This is a genomic window from Paenibacillus sp. J22P15 (assembly GCF_056269345.1).
Genome location: NZ_JBWDNT010000001.1, coordinates 550049 through 567155 on the forward strand (window position 1 = coordinate 550049; position 17107 = coordinate 567155).

Below are 17107 nucleotides of genomic sequence, written 5' to 3' on the forward strand. Positions count from 1 at the left end.
GCTAAATAAACTTGTTTCTTTGATGTTACCGATACCCTTATTTCTCTCCCATATACTAAAAATTAATTAAGTAACTTTGCTTATATAAAAAAACACAACACAAAACTGTCTTTCAAACAGTTTTGTGTCGTGTTTTTTCGTAGCAACCTATTATGGGTTATCGAGCAATAATTACCCGTTAATTCAAAAAATCACGAATTCGCGTGTCCTAATGTTCTCCTACTATATGCCTTGCCAAGAATCCGTCCAGGATCTCTGCCATTGACTCGTTTTTCAACGGTCCTTTCAGCTCGTTCCTAACCAGCAGCAAAGCAGCAGCAGGAGGCATATGAATCGTCCGTAGCGCTTCGATCAAAGTATTCTCTTCGTCACTTAGTCGTTTTATGTAATGCAACTCGATCGGTTCAGGTGTTATCACCAATTTCACTCTCTTTCAGGGGGGGGTGTGTCTCTCCAAGCAAACGGCGTCATCAAATAAAATTCCCCCGTTATCCAAAAGAAGGCAGCTAGTATTTTTATTATTGGCAAATTTGATCACGATTAACCAACGCGCGTCGCGTATGCAAAAGGTGCTCCACTTTTTATATTGAGGGAAAATTCCTGTAAAACGAATGTCAGCTTTCATATAGCAGTACTTGCTTTTTCAGCATCCGACAATGATCTTGATAGATAATCTGAAATTTTCAAATGAAAAAATGAATATTCCATCTTAGTTTGAGTCAATCTATTCAGGTCAGAAAAATCCAAGATATTCAACAGGAGGAATTAAATTGAACCAGTTTCAGTCAAACAATCAGATTTCGCAACAACTTGCTCATGCTGAACAACTTATCCAACAGTTGGTGAATCAAACCCAGCAAGCATCAGGTCAATATCAACAATTGCTAAATCAGGAACTCAATAATGCAAAAGCACTTGAACAAATTGCACAACGTGAACAGCAAGCTGCTCAAATCATACAAACTGCTCTACAAGGCCATCAAACAGCTCTTCAGCAATTACAACAAATTTCAAACATTTGCAATCAAGTGTCTCAGTCCTCACATTCACAAATTCCTGCGTTTTCAAATATGAACCATCAACAACCACAGGGCTTTAACAACTATTCGCATTAATAATGAAATGAGGAAATAAATTGTATTTCTACCATGATGCAATATTTCTTCCAGAGCAGCAATTTTCGCGGAAAAGCATCACAGTAACGTGATTTAATCCGCGGTGTGTTTCTTGAAGAAATTAGTCACGTTGAACTCGTACAACATACGATTAACCAATTATTGAATGGCTCAAGTGAGGAGCAGCCTGGTAATGCGGGTGTGAACTCTGCTCCTCTCGATCAAGCTGTAATGCGTGCAAATCCAGTCCAGGACTTTACGATATGAACGCTTAGTCTGTAGAATGCAAGCTGCTTCCAGATAGGAAAAACCCTGTTAAATAGCAGGGTTTTTCCTTTTCCTAATGGCAATTTACCAATGACTGTGGAGGTTTGTTGATAATGAATGATTAAACGTGGGGTATCCGAATATCGATTTCTATCAGGACTTGAAAATGTCTTTTTCCAAAACCATTCATTTTTCATTTCTGCTTTTATTACCAGTTCAAATGCTTGGTTGAATGGAGCTGAATCCCAACCTTAACAATGAATACGACTTGTACTGTAAGCATCCTTGATTTTAACTGTTCTCTTGTTTTCCGATTAGTCGTTTTGCATAACAATGTCTGATTTTCCCTCCATACATCGGGCGTGTAAACTGAAGAGTGAAACCAGCACCTACTAAATTGTTAATGCTTGCGTGATTTTCGGGATGTACCGTTGAATACAAGTAATGACATCCTTTTTCTTTAGCACGATGCTCCCTCAGCTCATGGAAGGTTCTTTGTAAACCTTTCCCCCGAACGGTTTCATGTACAACAGTTGAATCCAATACCGCAACAAAGGGCAAATCTCGATCTGACACTCCAAATTCAGGACCAAGGTTACCTTCACTTACTCCTGGAAATGCCAACACTGAATAGGCGGCTAATTTTCCTTCTTTAAATGTGCCGTAAACCTCTCCCTTTCCATTAAAGAGTCCCATGAAGTAATCCTCGTCATCCATCGCAAAAAGTTCCTGGTCAGGTAGACGTGAGATGACGTCCTTCATAAGTGCTAGGACTTCAGAAAGTTCTTGAATGTACAAACGTCGTATTTCAAATGGGAAATCCTCTTTGACGTGCATATTTAACATCCCCTCCCAAATTTGTCATATCGGATTTTGAATCCATATTAGATAATCTCAAAAGAGTCTATCCCGTAGCATTATGCTGACCTTGGATAGACTCTTCTTCTCACTTATTTAAAGCGAACCTTTCGTTAATAACGAATGCTTCATAAAGACACATTTTACCTTTTGTTTCTGATGAATATGAAGTGCGTCAAAAAACTCATCATCTTTTAAAAGGTCAATTAGAGCATTAGTAGCGGCTTGCATAGCTAGAGCTTCATTTTCGAGCAAATAATAAGCAACTTGATAACCGTAAGCTTCGTATTGCTTCAATACGTCTGCCTTCCGTCTCACCTCTTGTTGTTTAGTCACTTTCATATCGACCGCCACGCTAGATGCTCTCCTGCTTTAAAGCATCTATAATATTTTCTTTTTTCACTTTGGAGCTGGAGTATAGCATGGCTGAAGTCACAATAACAAAGACAGCAACAATAACATAAATAATACTTGTCCATGGAAGTACGAACTGATAGCTAAAGCTGTTCATCAATGATTTGTGAATGAGGTACATCACGGCTACACTGATGGGCAGTCCGTATAGCAATGACTTTATACCATAAAAAATACTTTCGTAGTTTATCATTTTATTAAAGCCTTTTGGTGTCATACCTACAGATTTCAGCATGGCAAATTCCCGTTTTCGCAGTGATATACTCGTCGAGATCGTATTAAATATATTCGCAACCGATATCGCCGTGATGAGCAGGATAAAACCATAAGTGAACACTGACATTAATATAATCATCTGTTCTTCCCGCTGTCTACCTTGAAACACATTGTAAACATTCATATGGTTCTCTTTCATCTCTTCTATTTCCTGCTGCGTAGCCATTGGATCTGCACTTTTCAGGTATAGAGTTGAATAGCTATGAGGATTATTCATATCCTCAATAAGTTGATCCATGACTTGCTCAGATCCGATGATAGTTATATCTCCTAATCCCCCTGAATTAACCCCCATTGGAAACTGGTCAGTTAATTGAGCGATTTTCACTTTTTTAAGCTTCGTCTCTACTCCTGCTTCGCCTTCTTTAACGAACAAATCTAAGCGATCACCAATCTTTTTATGAACAACCTTCGTTTCAACATACTTCCCGGCCACTTCATCCTCATATGGGATTGTATCAATTACAATGACTGACAAGTTTTTCGGATCAGGATCAATAAGCTGATTGTAATCTGCACCTACCTGCTCGGCATAAGCTTGAAGGTTTTTGTGATCTAATGCATGGAAAGAAATATAGTACTGATATTTCCCGTTCTTTAAGAGAGTGGGATCTACTTTTACCTGTTCTTGCAACTCCTTAGCGATCTCTGCCTCAGGAATCCATGCGTTCATTGATATTTGTTTCAAGACACTATATTCCGTTATATCATCCAGAGAAGTTATTGCGTTTAATACTCGATCACTTATTTCCCCACTCCCAGTTGATACTTGAATATCAAAATTCACACCACTCTGTGACAGCTCAAGCGATTTCTTTAAATTATCAGTGAAATAAGAAACGGCTAAAAAGAGAACGATGCTAATGACGAGTGAAAATACAGTTGCTTGATACCTTCGTTTGTTTCTTTTTAAATTTTTCAAGCCAATTTCCGCTTCGATCCCGAATAGCTTACGAATGAACTTCGATGTCTTCACTGCCTTACCCGTAAGCTTAATATCTATGGACTGCCTAATGGCATCAATAGCAGAGATCTTAGATGCTCGCATTGCCGGGATATAAGTGGATATGAAAATCGTCAATATGGAAACCGCACAGGCAATCAGAATGGAATAGGGGGTAACGACTAAGGTTAGCTTTTCAGTTACTCCCATCGCTCCTTGGATTGTTGAGTTAATGAACGAGAACGTTATACCAATCCCGATAAGACCACAAGCGATTCCAATTGGGATACTAATCGCACCAATAATAGCTCCCTCAAAAAAAACAGAGTTTCTCTTCTGTCTTTTCGTAGCCCCGACACTCGATAGCATGCCTAAATGGCGAGACCTCTCTGAGACCGAGATAGCAAAAGCATTATAAATTAATGAGACTGACCCAACAATAATAACTCCTATAATAATGGCGCATAATGAAAATAGAGTTGCTTGCAATCCATCATTGTTCGTTATACCGTAGTAACGTAGCAAGTTATTATTATAATAAATGGACTCTACATCTATATTATTTTCCTTCGCTAATCTTTCCGCATGCGAGTACAAGGATTGTTTTACTTTCTTTAGTATTACAGATGCATCTACGGTTTCGTTAGTTCCAATCAGGCTTTCATCCACATAGGTTAAGACCGTATAGCCGGGCGCCCATGTTGACTCCCATGTTGGACGCTTTATGAATCCTACAACCGTATAACTTGCAGTTATTTTGTTTTCTAATGTTTCATCAATTGATTCATTGTCCGTACGTAATCCAGTATACTGATCAAGTAGTTGCTCTTCTCCCAAACTATTTTTGTAAATCCGTTGACCGACATCAAGTGTCAATCGATCACCTATCTTGTATTCTACTTTAGCATTTGAGGCAATTTCCTCTGACAAAACGACCTCATCATCGGCTTGAGGAAAACGTCCCTCACTAAGTTCAATCGGAAAATGTTTAAAGCCTTGATCATTAAACTCTTTGATGAATAGATAAGGCTTGTTTGCATTTTGAGCCCCTGCTAATGGAGCGTACCCGCGATCTCTTGTGATAACAACACTTTTTGTTTCTTCATCGTTCTGGATCGCTACAAGCTGATCTTTATTTACAGCTGTATAAAGAACGTGCCATTCTCCATCGTCGGCAATCGACTGCTTTTTCATTAAGTCCAAAAAAGATACGCCAAGCGTTGCTACAGCTGTTACCATTGCGACTGAAATGATGACGCCAATCATGGTAACGAGTGTACGTCTCTTATTTTGCTTCAAATGTCTGATCGTTAGTTTATTTACAATGTTCATGGACGAACCACCTCATCCTTGGCGATCCTCCCATCTTCAATCACAATCACTCGGTCTGCTTGCAGAGCAATTCGCTCGTCATGGGTAATGACAATTAGCGTCTGATTGAAGGTTTTATTGAACATTTTTAGTAAATCGATAATTTCACCGCTATTTTTACTGTCTAAATTACCAGTTGGCTCATCCGCCAGCATAATAGCAGGATTGCTAATAAGCGCTCTACCGATTGATACTCTTTGCTGTTGGCCGCCGGAAAGCTGATTGGGAAGATGGCCTAAGCGGCTTTGTAGATTTAACGTCTTCACGATATCATCAAATTGCTTTTTATCTACCTTATGTTCATCAAGCAGCATCGGCAGCGTAATATTTTCTTCGACGGTTAGAACCGGAATAAGGTTATAAAATTGATAGATAAGACCGATTTGTCTACGTCTAAAGATCGCCAGCTGTGTTTCATTCAATTTATAAATATCCGTATTTTCAATGAGCACCTTGCCGCTTGTTGGTCTGTCCACACCGCCTAGCATATGAAGGAGCGTTGATTTCCCCGAGCCTGACGGACCAATAATGGCTACAAACTCACCTTTTTTCACTGAAAATGAAACATCATCAAGCGCCTTTACTGCCGTTTCACCTTTGCCGTATATTTTAGACAGATGATCAATTTTTAATATTTCCACTTTAAAACCTCCATTAATTAGCTGTTGGTTTTAGTATATCTGTCTAAAATGACTATCAAGTGACTCAAAAATGACAGTTTAGTCACTTAACCTTATACGATTTGTTTATAAAACTTAATTCGGAACTGTGTTCCGCTTGCTGGAAAGCTTTGAACCTCGATATGTCCGTTTTGGCTAGTTATAATACTGTGAGCCATCGCAAGACCAATCCCGATACTGCCTTCACTGGCATTTTTCCCTTTATAGAAACGCTTGAATATATAAGGAAGATCTGCTTTCGGAATTCCCTTGCCATTATCAGCAATGATCATTTCCGTATACAGTGCATTTTCTGAAAAAGAAATGGCGATCATTCCGCCTTCTTGCGTGTGCTCTACACCATTTTTAAAAATATTGATCAAGGCTTCAGCTGTCCAATTTAAATCACCTACAAAAGAAACAGATTCTTCACCCGATATCGTCACCGTTAGATGCTTAACTTCTATGGGGATTTGAACAGACTCTAATGCTTTATGGATAAGCATTTCTACCGAAATTTGATCTTTTTTGAAAGGTACTGTACCAGCATCAATTTTTGAAAGCTTTAATAAAGAAGATACAAGCCATTCAATCCGTTCAAGCTGAATCCGAATATTCCGTGTGAATTCTGTTCTTTTAACTATCGGCAAATCAGCGTCGCTTAATAAATCTGCCATCATCATCATGGAGGTAAGCGGGGTTTTGAGCTGATGAGAAATATCCGAAATAGCATCGGTAAGCTTGAGTTTATCTTGTTGAAGGATAGAGCTATGTTCGGACAATCTGAGAGTCACCTTATAAATATCGTTTTTCAAAATACTAAGCTCACCCTCTTGATTATCACGAACATCGAGCGCAAAATCTCCTCCGCTAATTTGTCGTAAGTATCCTGAAAGCCTTTCGATCTCACGATATCTCCAGCTCGTATGTAATAAGCTGCATCCAATTAAGAGTATAGAAGTAATGAAAACGAGTGCCGCAGCAGCAAGTGAAATAAAAGCAGCAGCAGCTAATGCCGCTAGACTAATTAAGCACATCACAATGCATTGGATTCTGATCTCTCTATTACGCAGCATGCTAATCACCAACCTTATATCCTAAGCCGCGTACTGTTTTGATAATCTTCGGATTTTGCGGATTATCCTCTAGCTTCTCCCGCAGCCTTTTGATGTAAACCGTTAATGTATTATCATTCACAAAGTCGCCAGCAACATCCCAAATCCTCTCCAGCAGCTGATTTCTTGAGAGAACCTGTCCGATATGGTTAGCGAAAATAAGTAGTAAGCGATACTCTAAAGCAGTCACTGGAATTTCATCGTTTTGTTTGTAAACCTTACCTTCGAGCGTATTAATTCGGACATTTTCGATTTCAATTATCGCTTTCGTTTGTGCTTGCTTATGGTATCTGCGCAGCACTGATTTGATCCGCGAGAGAAGCTCGCGAATACGAAAGGGCTTCGTAATGTAATCATCTGCGCCCATATCTAGACCCATTACAACATTGACCTCATCATCAATTGCCGTTAAGAAAATAACCGGTATATCGCTGTGCTCCTTCACTATCTTGCATAATTCATAACCACTCCCATCAGGAAGTGATAAATCAAATAAGCATAGAGCGAATTGATCAAGCTCGTCTGCTAACACCTTTTTTGCTGATGCAGAATCATAACAAATTACAGTAGTGAATTGATCCTGCTGCAATGAATATTCAAGTCCTGATGCGATCGTTTTATCATCTTCCACGAGCAATATTTTCATATGATGATCATCCTGCCTTTATTTTACTTTGAGAAAACGAATGAAGACATTTATTGTATCATATTTGATACACTGCCCTGTTGATAGATTATTTTGCAAACAGAAAAAAGATCGTGCTCCTGCCTAATGCAGAAACGCGACCCGTTTGATTGTATTTTTTAGATTTATCAAGAGCTTTCTTTTGTTTCTCATCAAAAATTGGCTACCCGATAGCCTTTCACTCCATTATGAGAAAACTCTTTTAGACTGCTTTTACATTCAATGAAATATGGAAGAACCGACTCTATCTCACTTTCAAGAAAGACGTACATCATAAAATGCTTAAGCAGAAAATGATCGAGCAATAAGAAAAAAGCCTCAACTTCAGCTTCAGTCGTTTCTTTCCCCCGCTTGAATCCAATCCCCAATAGCTCTACGACTCCAAACGGTGGAATAGTATCCCAAAAATCAAAATCCTTATCTTCTATATCGTCTACGACGCTTTGCTCCATGGATGCAAGCATTGACGATTTTTCCTGCTTCAAATCGCGCAGGCTAAACTTCACCGTCAGTTCAATACTTTCGCAATTAACTTCAATATCAGCGTGGTTGGAATTACGTCCAGGATGAACCGTTATTCGATGGTTATCTACGCAACGCTTTATTTCCAGATTTGCATCCTCCCATGCCTCCAGTACAAATTCTTTCTCCTCCAAAAACAAATAAACCCTTGTTGCCATTTTTACCTCCACTTAAATGGGTATAATGAGACTTCCAAACCATCCATCACATTATCATTCATAAGTATGTACGTACAATTACAAACGAAAAAAATTAGGGATTGTTGCAATATACGGAAATCGGTACATATTCTTGTCATCCGCTAAACTTCATGACCTATAAAAAGTGGGAAAGGTTGCTGTATAATGTCTAATAAAGAAAAAACTGCAAAACGATTAAAAAACTCCACCCAATACTGGGCGGAGTTCTAAGTATAATTTTATTCTATTATCTATCCACTACAAAACTCTACGCGCACTGACGTAATGGCTTGACCACCAACCGGAGCTTAAGCTGTTAATGGCAATCCCATCTACAGACGGCGTATTATGAATAAACTTCCCAGCGCCCATATAAATGCCAACATGATTAATAGCTTTGTTATTGCTGCCAATCGTATCAAAGAAGACCAGATCGCCTTTGCGAAGATTGCTCTTGCTTACTGCAGTCCCTTGGCTTTTCTGAACTTTCGTTCCCCACTTTAAATCTACCCCAACCTTGTCGAAGATGAATTCCGTGAAGGACGAGCAGTCAAATATAAGTTTGCTTGGATTTCTCGTACCGAAGTCGTAGCTCACTCGACCTTTGTAGCTCTGGGCTAGACTGATGACCTTATCGGCCTTCGAGCTCGGAGTAGCTTGACCACTGCCGCTGCTGCCGCTTTTATAATTCGTATATTTCGAATTAGCCGATATATACCCGGTTTTCTTATCTTTAGTGCTTACCTTTAACCAATAGTTGTTGACCTTGGAGATGACGTTAATACTCTCACCTTTGGAGAGCATACGAATCGCCTTTCCGCTGGTGCTCGGCTGGGATCTTAGATATACCCCGTTCATAACTTTAGTCTCATAGGTCACGGCTGCTTCAACTTTAGATGTAAAAGGTGTTGGTGCTATCCCTAAAGCGCTAAACCCGATTATCGCACTCATCCCGACAATAACAAACTTCTTTCTCAGTAATTCTAGCTGCATTTATTTGTTGCCTCCCATCGTTTGGTTAGTCACTAATATAGCAGGAATTAAACTACCTAAATAATTCCTATGAGAACAAAAACCTAGCAGTAATAGGAGAATGAACCTTATTATTAAAAAATAATGAGATTTGATTAATCTTTTCGAACCATAAGACTTCTAAATAAGCAGAAAAGACAGCTCTAGCATGAGCTGCCTTCCGCCCTAAAAAAATGGCCCCGATTGATTTTAAGTCATCGGGACCATTCTAGGTTATATTTTGTATTTATACCTCTATTTTTTATATTTCCCTGCTGCCTTATCTACATTCTCTGCAGCTCTAAATTTAACGATATTGCTTATTAACTCGTAGGGCATCGGCTTATCCAAAGGAAATTGGACAGACCCTTTCGCCCATTTATATATTGATAATTGTTGCCGAAAGGCATGAATTCCGCTTGGAGCCGGATAGAAACCGATATGTTTTTTGTAAGCTGCATAATGTACCAAATTACCATGCAGCACAAACGTAGGCATTTGATAACTGATCTTCTCCGTTGCTTCCGGAGCCGCCTCTTTGATCACTTTCCTTACCTTCTCCAGTAGTTCCTGGACCTCCGGAGGGAAAACCGAGATATAATCATCAATCGTATCATACGTGATTTTGTTTCCTTCCATGGCTGCTCCCCTCCCTTTGAGGCCCGTGTTATTTGCGGCGTTTCTGGGTAAGTCTAGAATAGAAAACGATTGCAGTGATAAGCATGCTAATAAAACCAATATTTTCTGCCGGTCCCTGTTCCATTCCGAACACCATGCAAAGATTCGTAACCAAGCTCTTTACAAGCAGCGCCATTACAATCAGCAATAGTGGACGCATAAAATTATATTTTTTCAACTGATCTAACACTCCTGACTGCAACCGATATTAGACGGACTCCCATTAAACCGACACTTGAAATCGCTTTTACGGGAGCAATCCCGGCAAGTATACCAGTTTCCCGCCCGTTCGTCCAACCTTTCAGCATATATTTTTTTATAACATCATCGCCTGTCCATACCTTGCCAGAAACGCTTCCTTTTCTTTATAATCCGCACCCCATGTTTTGATAATGTCTTGCTGTCCAGGAGAGCACAGGACATCTTAACTTTCTTTTTAGTAATAAACGGTATTTCCAATGCCGCCGGTAACCGAAATGACATCGCCGCTAATCGATGCCGACAAAGGTGAAGCCAGGAAGGTAACGACATTAGCAATTTCTTCTGCTGTAATCAAGCGACCAAGTGTATTCATTGCCGCTAACTGGCGTAAAGCATCTTCATCAGTAACCTTTTCTCTAAATACTTCCGTACTTACAATACCTGGATAAACAGCATTGACGGTAATTCCGTGCTTCCCTAATTCCAATGATGCGGATTTTGTTAAATGGACAACAGATGCATTACGCGGACCGGAACTAAAATAATTGCCGCCTATTCTGGCAGCCAAACCGCTTATATTAATGATACGTCCCCAATTATTTTTTATCATATAAGGTGCTACAGCACGGATACTGCGAAAATAGCCCAAGTACTTTTCTTCAAAATCTTTCAGAATTAATTCATCTTTAATGCTGTAAAAATCCTCTGGCACTTGACCGCCAACACGGGCCCCGCTATTGATTAGAATATCAATACTCCCCATCGCCTTAGCTGAATTTTCAACTAAATTTAGAATAGAGTCAGGATTCATGGTATCTGCCACAATCGGATAGATATTTCTTTTTGTTTCCTGAGCCAATTCCTCTGCAGCGATTTTTAGCGAGGATTCGTTTCTTGAACATATCGTACAGTCTACACCTTCCAGAGCCATTTGGCGGGCAATCGCTTTACCAATGCCACGGCTTCCTCCTACAATAAGTGCTTTTTTTCCAGATAACTTTAAGTCCATAGCTGCAGCCTCCTGATTTAAATTGACATGATAGGTAAGAAAGTCGAAAGTGATTTTTACGATTATTAACTCATTTCTTCATTTAATTCTAACTATAATAATACTTAATATACTTTCAGCGGACAACAGGGCGCTACCTGCTCCGATCAAAGCATAGGCCGTCACGATGAGACCCACCGTGGCAGGACTTCGGATCATCCCTTTTGATTCAACAATGATGGCACGCCAAAAAATTCGCGTGGTTCAATCGGACTGGGAATAAAGTCCAATTTTTAGCAATCTCTTCTTTTCATGATTCAATGACCGGATTATCGAGTATGATTTGGAAAGAGGATTTGCCGACTTTCACGGGGAAAGCTCTGTAAGGAGGGATTGATACGGATACGATATGGCGGATCCGAAGCGGTGTCAGAGACTACGCGGAAGCTATTTACCAATTCGTACGAGAAATACCGAAGCGTTATCCGTGGCTCAAAACCGTCTATGCGATATGGTGTTGGCTGTCGCTGCTTTTGTTCATCGTGGGTTTGTTCTTTTTTCGCGATTCGCGGACGATGCTGGTGCAGTATCTGTGGTCGTTCTACGTGATGCTGCAGTTCTGGCTGTTATGCCGGAGTAAAACCTTTACTTGGAAGAAGACCGCCATGTTTATGCTGCTTGGTATCGTTCTCGTGATCCCGGTTACGGCATGGACGCTTATGGCGTCACACGGCTTGATCGGCGGTCAGACGTCGGACACCTGGTCGGTCGCGGTGGTCACCCCCATCGTGGAAGAGTTATGGAAGCTGCTTCCTCTGGGCCTGTATCTTTTCTTCTCGCGCCGAGCATCGTCGATGAGCCTGAGCGACTATACGCTGGCGGGGGCGGCTTCGGGCGTCGGCTTCCAGCTCATGGAAGAGTTGAGCCGCAGATGGCTCAACTCCGGGATCATAGGTCGGACGTACGGTTACAGCACGACAATGCTGGGAGGAGAGACGATCCACTGGGATTTCTGGACGCTATTTCCCGGTCGGTTCGAAGAAAGTTTTCTCCCGACCCTCATGACGGTCAGCCATCCCGTTCACACAGCGATGGTCGCTCTCGGAGTCGGGATAGCCGTGCGCTTCCGCAAGCGGCTGACAAACGCAATCTATTCCCTGCCTGCGCTGCTGCTCGCCTGGTCGATCCTGGACCATGCCGCTTATAACGGACAATACTCTTTGCCGGACTGGGTCATGATGATCCACGAATGGACCGGGAGCGGCTATCAAACGAAGGACGTTTTTCTGCTGATGCTAGTCCTGGGGTTAGTTCTGGATTACATCGCGCTCAATCGGATAAAGATCCAGCTCCCGATGATGACAGGCGAACGGTTCATAGATCCGCTCACCGAGCTGTGGCATATGTCGGCGGCCATCTTCCGGAGGAGGGAGAGATTCGCCAGCGTCATGGCTTGGACGAGGGACCGCCGGGAAATGGGATTTTCTTTGCTGTACGGCAATACTGAGGCCGTTTCCGTCCAAGAAGATCTGCGCAGCCGGATGCAGCATCATTACCGGATGGCGGCAGGTCTGACCGCGCTGTTGATCGGGGCAGGCCTGCTTGCGGGCTTCGCGGCCTATTGGCTGGCACCCGTGCAACCTGACGACGCCGCCTGCTTCTCCTGCATGTTCGACTCGCTGCAAAATTGGTGGGACCGCCTCAGCTTCGGGGAAAAGGGAGCCATCATCCTCGGAGCGTTCGCCCTCTCCCTGCTGTTCGTTGGCTTCTGGCCGGCGCTCGGCATCGCGCTAACCGCGGCGAGCATCCCAGCCAGTGGACACGAGATCGCGAAGAACATCCGGGATCCGAAGCGCCTGCTCACGCCGGAGAACGCCATTGCGGCTTTGATCGGCCTTGCACTCAGCCGCGTGCCATTCGGACGTCTGGCGGAGAAAGGCGGGAAGCGTCTCAAGGACTGGCTGGATAAGCTGCTCAGGCGCCGGACCAAGCCTGATCCGGACGTCCCCCGCAAGCCGAATGGGGATAGGCCGGGAGAGAAACAAGGTTCTGATGAGCAAGAGCAGGCCCCGCCGAAAGACTCGGACGATTACGTGCACTGGAGTAAGGCGAAGTACAAAGGCGTTGAACTGTACGACAGCCGCAACGGCGCGCTAGGAGAGTTCGACGGCGTTGACATTGAGAACGGCATTTTCTATGAAGCTAAGTCGGCCGAAGGTTTGAATCGCATTCATCCCAAAACCGGCAAGCCGCAGCAGACGCCGCAGCAGTTTACGGATAAACAGCTCTACCAGAAAACGCGGACGCGGATCAACAACCTGATGGAAAAGGCGGTCGGTACGCGGACAACGCCGGACGGAACATCCGAAATTCCGACCTTGGAGGAAATCAAAGGAATCCGCAACTTCCAGTTCCAGCTTGACGGAGACTCTCCGGAGCTGCGTGCCGCGGCAGAGAACAGCCTGAACCGCTTGCGACAGGAATTCCCGAATTACACATTTACGATAAGATTTGGAGTGAAGTAAAGATGTCGATTAGCGCTATTATCATCGATCCCGAAGATGAATTCGAACGCTCGTTCATGCTGCCGGTTGCGACGGAGGCCTTCTATAAAAAGTACTGGGAACCGGCGGCTGAGGAGCTGGGTCTCCAGTGGACCGCATTGTTCCAAGGGGGTACGGATGTGGAAAGAGAAGATGTGCCCTCGATCCTGGAAGAAATCTACCTGTTGAAGGACTGGGTAGCCTCTAAGATGAGCGGCGACGCACAGGAGCATATGCTGCGCAGGCTGGAGCTGCTGGAGAAAGAGCTGCCGGGTGCGTTTCGGCGCGGGGGCACGGTAGTTTATATCGGGTGACGCATGGCCGCGTTCGGTTTTATCCGCAAATAATATGAGCAGGCCACCTCTGAGCCTGCTCTATAACTGTGATACTATTGTTTTTAGCTCAATTAAGTCATCTATGTCTATATCTGCCCGAGAAAGTTCGTCGTCTTGTGCAAAATCAATACAGTACCACTACCTTTTGGAGAAAGCATAGACTTAATGAAATGCCAATTTACCAGAAATTCGAGTAAACGGCAGCGCCTTCGACAAATAATTATCGTTATTAAGGAACGTCCATAATTTTCCACTAGAATGAGCGATTTTATTTTGATATCTTCATAGAAGAATTTTCTTCAACCAAGAGAGGAACATCAAAATGAAAAACGTTTATTTTCGCAGCTCGATCTTCTTACTTCTATCTATGCTTCTGATTTATCCTCTTCATACCGTACAAGTGAAAGCTGCTGAACTCACTCCATTGGAAAACTACTTTCCGACAGACATTGAAGAACACTGGGCTTATTACGAGCTCGACAATTTTGTGAACGCAGATTTGTTACGAGGTTATATGGATCAAGAAGGAAATGTAACGGTAAATCCAAACCGTCCCATCAGCCGCGCGGAGTTTGTTTCGATTTTGATTCGCGCATTAGGTTTGACAAGCGATGTGCCTGGAACAACTTTTACTGACGTCGAGCAAGGGAAATGGTACTCCGATTCGATTCGCATTGCCAGCTCCTTAGGTATCGTTAATGGGACTAGTGAAACAAAATTTAGTCCAAATCAACTTATAAAACGCGGCGAGATTGCTACAATGGTCGTTAGAGCCTTTTCTTCATCTGTACAATTTGAAGGAGAAATGAAGCAATTTGAAGATGTACCCGAATATTACGCTAAACCATCCATTATAAAGGCAAGTCAGGCTGGTATTGTACGAGGAGCCAGTGAAACGGAATTCAAACCTTTCGCCAATGCGAAACGAGCTGAAGCTGTAGTCATGTTGCAGCGTGCGTTAGATTTGCAAAATAGTGCATTACCTGAAGATGATCTGCTCTTAACTACAGTTTTAGATTCAGAGGAAAAGGAAAACCAAGTAATCAAAGCGAAAACATACGATCAATTGGATGCTGTATATGCGCAATTTTATACCGGCTATTATTTTGCGTTTAGCCATTCAGTTTCTGAAGAACTAATTGCCCTCGCAAACCATGGTTATGACATTGAAATGGAGAAAATCAGTGAACAGAGGCTTAATGTCATTGATAAAACAGATCGATTCGCCGTGATTGAGTCGACAGGCGGGAGCTACAAAGCAACAACTACTAAAGATAACGAACAAACCACAGAAACAATAACAACCGACGGCATTTACTTATTGAAGAAAATGAACGACAACAGTTGGAAAATTTACATGTATTATCAGAATGAGCAGCAATAATCAAGTTCTATCTTTCGATAGATTTCAAATGAAAAAAAAGTGTGAGCTGCTAAAGCTCACACTTTTTTTGTATCTATTTTTTCTCGAATATGATTACGGTTTTGGGATTCGCCATATATTCTACGGTCGATTCCAGTAGTTCAGACACAAAACGTACGGGTACAAACGTACTGCCTTTCTTCAACAGCAAAGGTGAATCAAAAGAAACTGTTTGTCCATTCACGATTGCTTTCTTCTCATTTACTACCCAGCGGATTGTCGTGTTGTTTTTGTGGATCGTTACCTCTTTTTTGCTTTGGTTCCACGATACTTTAGAACCAAGCCGTTCAGACACAAATCGAATCGGGACATAAGTACGGCTCGACGATATAAATGGTGCTGTGCTGAGCTTAAAAGTACTTTCCCCTACGTAAGCGTTCGTGCTGCCGATTACTAATCGTTGGGCTTTCAGCTGATTAAGAGGGTGTCCTTCCCCAGCAAGTTTGTTGAGAAGATAGGACGTTCTGGTTGTACTTCCCAGGTCCAAGTAGTTATGGCTTAATTGCAAACCATATCTTAGTGCTCCTGTATCATAATGAGTATCGAACTTATGGTTTCTAATTGGCTCCAAATTCCATACTCGGTTATCAGATAAGTACAAGTTGTTTATTTGCAAAAGTGGTTTCAAAGGCTCCAGATTATAAATCAAATTAGACGTGAGATTCAAGATACCCAGGTTCGTCAGCTTTTTCAAAGGGCCAAGTTCCTTGATTTGATTGTTCTCCGCATAAAGAGAATTCAATAGAGTCATCCCTTCAAGTGCGCCAATATCCGAAATTCGATTGCTCCCGATGTTAAGATTCATCATGCTTTTGGACAGTGGCTTAAGCGGACTCAGGTCCGTAATCCGATTGTTCGTGAGATCCAAATTGTTAAGTTTGATCAATTTACTTAAGGGCCCAATATTCTCAATCTGATTCCCGTTCATTTTTAGCCATGTTAGTTGTGTAGCCGTCGATAAGGCCTGTATATTCGAAATTTGATTATCATTCACTTCGAACGTATGCAATCGCGGAAATCTCTTAACGACCTCAATTGACGCTATTTTGTTCGAGTTCATTTGTAAACTTCCCATATCCGTCATCGAGGATAAAGCCTCGATTGAAACGATCTGATTCCGCGAAATATCGAGACCCCGAATCTTAGTCAACGATTTGAGCGGTTCAATATCATTAATTTCATTATTAGATAAATCAAGATGAGTCAAATTAGAAGCGTATTGTAAGCCATTCAGGCTTTTAATTTTTCGATTTGAAAGATTAACTACGGTTAAGGATTCCATATCTTTCTGCATAACGGCTTCATTTTCATTCTTTTTTAAAATTTGTTTGATAGCTTGCGCCAATTGCTCGTCCTGAAAGCTTACTTCCGATGAAGCCTGCTCCATAGATGCCTGTCCAGGCAAGCTAAGACAAATGACGAGAACCAACAGTAGCCCTGATAAAACTTTACTAAAAACCTTACTCATAATGATTTCTATCCCCTCTACGGTGTCTATACATTGTGTGACGCTCTTAACCGGTA

General features: G+C 42.1%; 17 protein-coding genes and 1 pseudogene. 5 read left to right on the forward strand and 13 right to left on the reverse strand.

What is annotated here, in order from left to right; genetic code table 11:
* Positions 1 to 208 precede the first annotated feature (208 nt).
* Positions 209 to 418 carry a hypothetical protein gene (locus tag AC0YN6_RS02575; RefSeq protein WP_475744891.1) on the reverse strand — a complete coding sequence of 70 codons (210 nt, stop codon included), beginning with the start codon at positions 416 to 418 and terminating at the stop codon, positions 209 to 211.
* A gap of 352 nt (positions 419 to 770) precedes the next feature.
* On the opposite strand from AC0YN6_RS02575, the gene AC0YN6_RS02580 reads away from it, so the two are divergent.
* A complete protein-coding gene (locus AC0YN6_RS02580) occupies positions 771 to 1115 on the forward strand; it encodes an AMP-dependent synthetase and ligase (RefSeq protein ID WP_475744892.1) in 345 nt (114 codons plus the stop codon).
* 30 nt (positions 1116 to 1145) lie between these two features.
* Positions 1146 to 1361, forward strand: a pseudogene (locus AC0YN6_RS02585) (manganese catalase family protein); the annotation flags it as partial.
* 312 nt (positions 1362 to 1673) lie between these two features.
* On the opposite strand, the gene AC0YN6_RS02590 reads toward AC0YN6_RS02585, so the two are convergent.
* From AC0YN6_RS02590 to AC0YN6_RS02640, 11 genes are all read right to left on the reverse strand, one after another.
* Positions 1674 to 2219 (reverse strand): N-acetyltransferase family protein, encoded by a 546-nt coding sequence (locus AC0YN6_RS02590; protein WP_475744894.1) that lies wholly within the window; start codon positions 2217 to 2219, stop codon positions 1674 to 1676.
* Between the two features lie 117 nt (positions 2220 to 2336).
* The gene (locus tag AC0YN6_RS02595; protein ID WP_475744896.1) at positions 2337 to 2594 is read right to left on the reverse strand and encodes a hypothetical protein; all 258 of its coding nucleotides are present in this window, start codon (positions 2592 to 2594) and stop codon (positions 2337 to 2339) included.
* A 1-nt stretch (position 2595) separates the two neighbouring features.
* On the reverse strand, positions 2596 to 5205 hold the full coding sequence (locus tag AC0YN6_RS02600; protein ID WP_475744897.1) for an ABC transporter permease: 2610 nt from the start codon (positions 5203 to 5205) through the stop codon (positions 2596 to 2598).
* On the reverse strand, positions 5202 to 5885 hold the full coding sequence (locus AC0YN6_RS02605; protein WP_054027620.1) for an ABC transporter ATP-binding protein: 684 nt from the start codon (positions 5883 to 5885) through the stop codon (positions 5202 to 5204). Before AC0YN6_RS02605 ends, AC0YN6_RS02600 begins: the two co-directional genes overlap by 4 nt.
* Before the next feature lie 92 nt (positions 5886 to 5977).
* Complete coding sequence (locus AC0YN6_RS02610) at positions 5978 to 6979, reverse strand: sensor histidine kinase (protein WP_475744898.1); 1002 nt, start codon at positions 6977 to 6979, stop codon at positions 5978 to 5980.
* 1 nt (position 6980) lies between these two features.
* On the reverse strand, positions 6981 to 7664 hold the full coding sequence (locus AC0YN6_RS02615) for a response regulator transcription factor (RefSeq protein WP_475744900.1): 684 nt from the start codon (positions 7662 to 7664) through the stop codon (positions 6981 to 6983).
* Positions 7665 to 7855: 191 nt separating this feature from the next.
* Positions 7856 to 8383, reverse strand: coding sequence for a hypothetical protein (locus tag AC0YN6_RS02620; protein WP_475744901.1), 528 nt, complete (start codon positions 8381 to 8383; stop codon positions 7856 to 7858).
* Positions 8384 to 8662: 279 nt separating this feature from the next.
* Positions 8663 to 9397, reverse strand: coding sequence for a C40 family peptidase (locus AC0YN6_RS02625; RefSeq protein WP_475744902.1), 735 nt, complete (start codon positions 9395 to 9397; stop codon positions 8663 to 8665).
* Between the two features lie 273 nt (positions 9398 to 9670).
* Positions 9671 to 10054 carry an iron chaperone gene (locus AC0YN6_RS02630; protein ID WP_475744904.1) on the reverse strand — a complete coding sequence of 128 codons (384 nt, stop codon included), beginning with the start codon at positions 10052 to 10054 and terminating at the stop codon, positions 9671 to 9673.
* A gap of 28 nt (positions 10055 to 10082) precedes the next feature.
* A complete protein-coding gene (locus tag AC0YN6_RS02635; protein ID WP_475744905.1) occupies positions 10083 to 10271 on the reverse strand; it encodes a hypothetical protein in 189 nt (62 codons plus the stop codon).
* A gap of 258 nt (positions 10272 to 10529) precedes the next feature.
* A complete protein-coding gene (locus AC0YN6_RS02640; RefSeq protein ID WP_475744907.1) occupies positions 10530 to 11303 on the reverse strand; it encodes an SDR family NAD(P)-dependent oxidoreductase in 774 nt (257 codons plus the stop codon).
* Between the two features lie 521 nt (positions 11304 to 11824).
* Between AC0YN6_RS02640 and AC0YN6_RS02645 the strand changes: the two genes are divergently transcribed.
* From AC0YN6_RS02645 to AC0YN6_RS02655, 3 genes are all read left to right on the forward strand, one after another.
* A complete protein-coding gene (locus AC0YN6_RS02645; RefSeq protein WP_475745513.1) occupies positions 11825 to 13807 on the forward strand; it encodes a PrsW family intramembrane metalloprotease in 1983 nt (660 codons plus the stop codon).
* Positions 13808 to 13809: 2 nt separating this feature from the next.
* The gene (locus tag AC0YN6_RS02650) at positions 13810 to 14139 is read left to right on the forward strand and encodes a hypothetical protein (protein WP_475744908.1); all 330 of its coding nucleotides are present in this window, start codon (positions 13810 to 13812) and stop codon (positions 14137 to 14139) included.
* 343 nt (positions 14140 to 14482) lie between these two features.
* Positions 14483 to 15544, forward strand: coding sequence for an S-layer homology domain-containing protein (locus AC0YN6_RS02655; protein ID WP_475744910.1), 1062 nt, complete (start codon positions 14483 to 14485; stop codon positions 15542 to 15544).
* Between the two features lie 73 nt (positions 15545 to 15617).
* Here AC0YN6_RS02655 and AC0YN6_RS02660 read toward each other — a convergent pair whose 3' ends face one another.
* Entirely contained in the window at positions 15618 to 17051 is a 1434-nt protein-coding gene (locus AC0YN6_RS02660; protein WP_475744912.1) for a leucine-rich repeat domain-containing protein, read from the reverse strand.
* Positions 17052 to 17107: the final 56 nt, after the last annotated feature.

What these genes read in the sequence shown, in the direction of transcription:
- AC0YN6_RS02590 (WP_475744894.1), bottom strand. Translation starts at nt 2,219, where the DNA reads ATGCACGTCAAAGAGGATTTCCCATTTGAAATACGACGTTTGTACATT.
- AC0YN6_RS02600 (WP_475744897.1), bottom strand. Translation starts at nt 5,205, where the DNA reads ATGAACATTGTAAATAAACTAACGATCAGACATTTGAAGCAAAATAAG.
- AC0YN6_RS02610 (WP_475744898.1), bottom strand. Translation starts at nt 6,979, where the DNA reads ATGCTGCGTAATAGAGAGATCAGAATCCAATGCATTGTGATGTGCTTA.
- AC0YN6_RS02615 (WP_475744900.1), bottom strand. Translation starts at nt 7,664, where the DNA reads ATGAAAATATTGCTCGTGGAAGATGATAAAACGATCGCATCAGGACTT.
- AC0YN6_RS02620 (WP_475744901.1), bottom strand. Translation starts at nt 8,383, where the DNA reads ATGGCAACAAGGGTTTATTTGTTTTTGGAGGAGAAAGAATTTGTACTG.
- AC0YN6_RS02625 (WP_475744902.1), bottom strand. Translation starts at nt 9,397, where the DNA reads ATGCAGCTAGAATTACTGAGAAAGAAGTTTGTTATTGTCGGGATGAGT.
- AC0YN6_RS02630 (WP_475744904.1), bottom strand. Translation starts at nt 10,054, where the DNA reads ATGGAAGGAAACAAAATCACGTATGATACGATTGATGATTATATCTCG.
- AC0YN6_RS02640 (WP_475744907.1), bottom strand. Translation starts at nt 11,303, where the DNA reads ATGGACTTAAAGTTATCTGGAAAAAAAGCACTTATTGTAGGAGGAAGC.
- AC0YN6_RS02650 (WP_475744908.1), top strand. Translation starts at nt 13,810, where the DNA reads ATGTCGATTAGCGCTATTATCATCGATCCCGAAGATGAATTCGAACGC.
- AC0YN6_RS02655 (WP_475744910.1), top strand. Translation starts at nt 14,483, where the DNA reads ATGAAAAACGTTTATTTTCGCAGCTCGATCTTCTTACTTCTATCTATG.
- AC0YN6_RS02660 (WP_475744912.1), bottom strand. Translation starts at nt 17,051, where the DNA reads ATGAGTAAGGTTTTTAGTAAAGTTTTATCAGGGCTACTGTTGGTTCTC.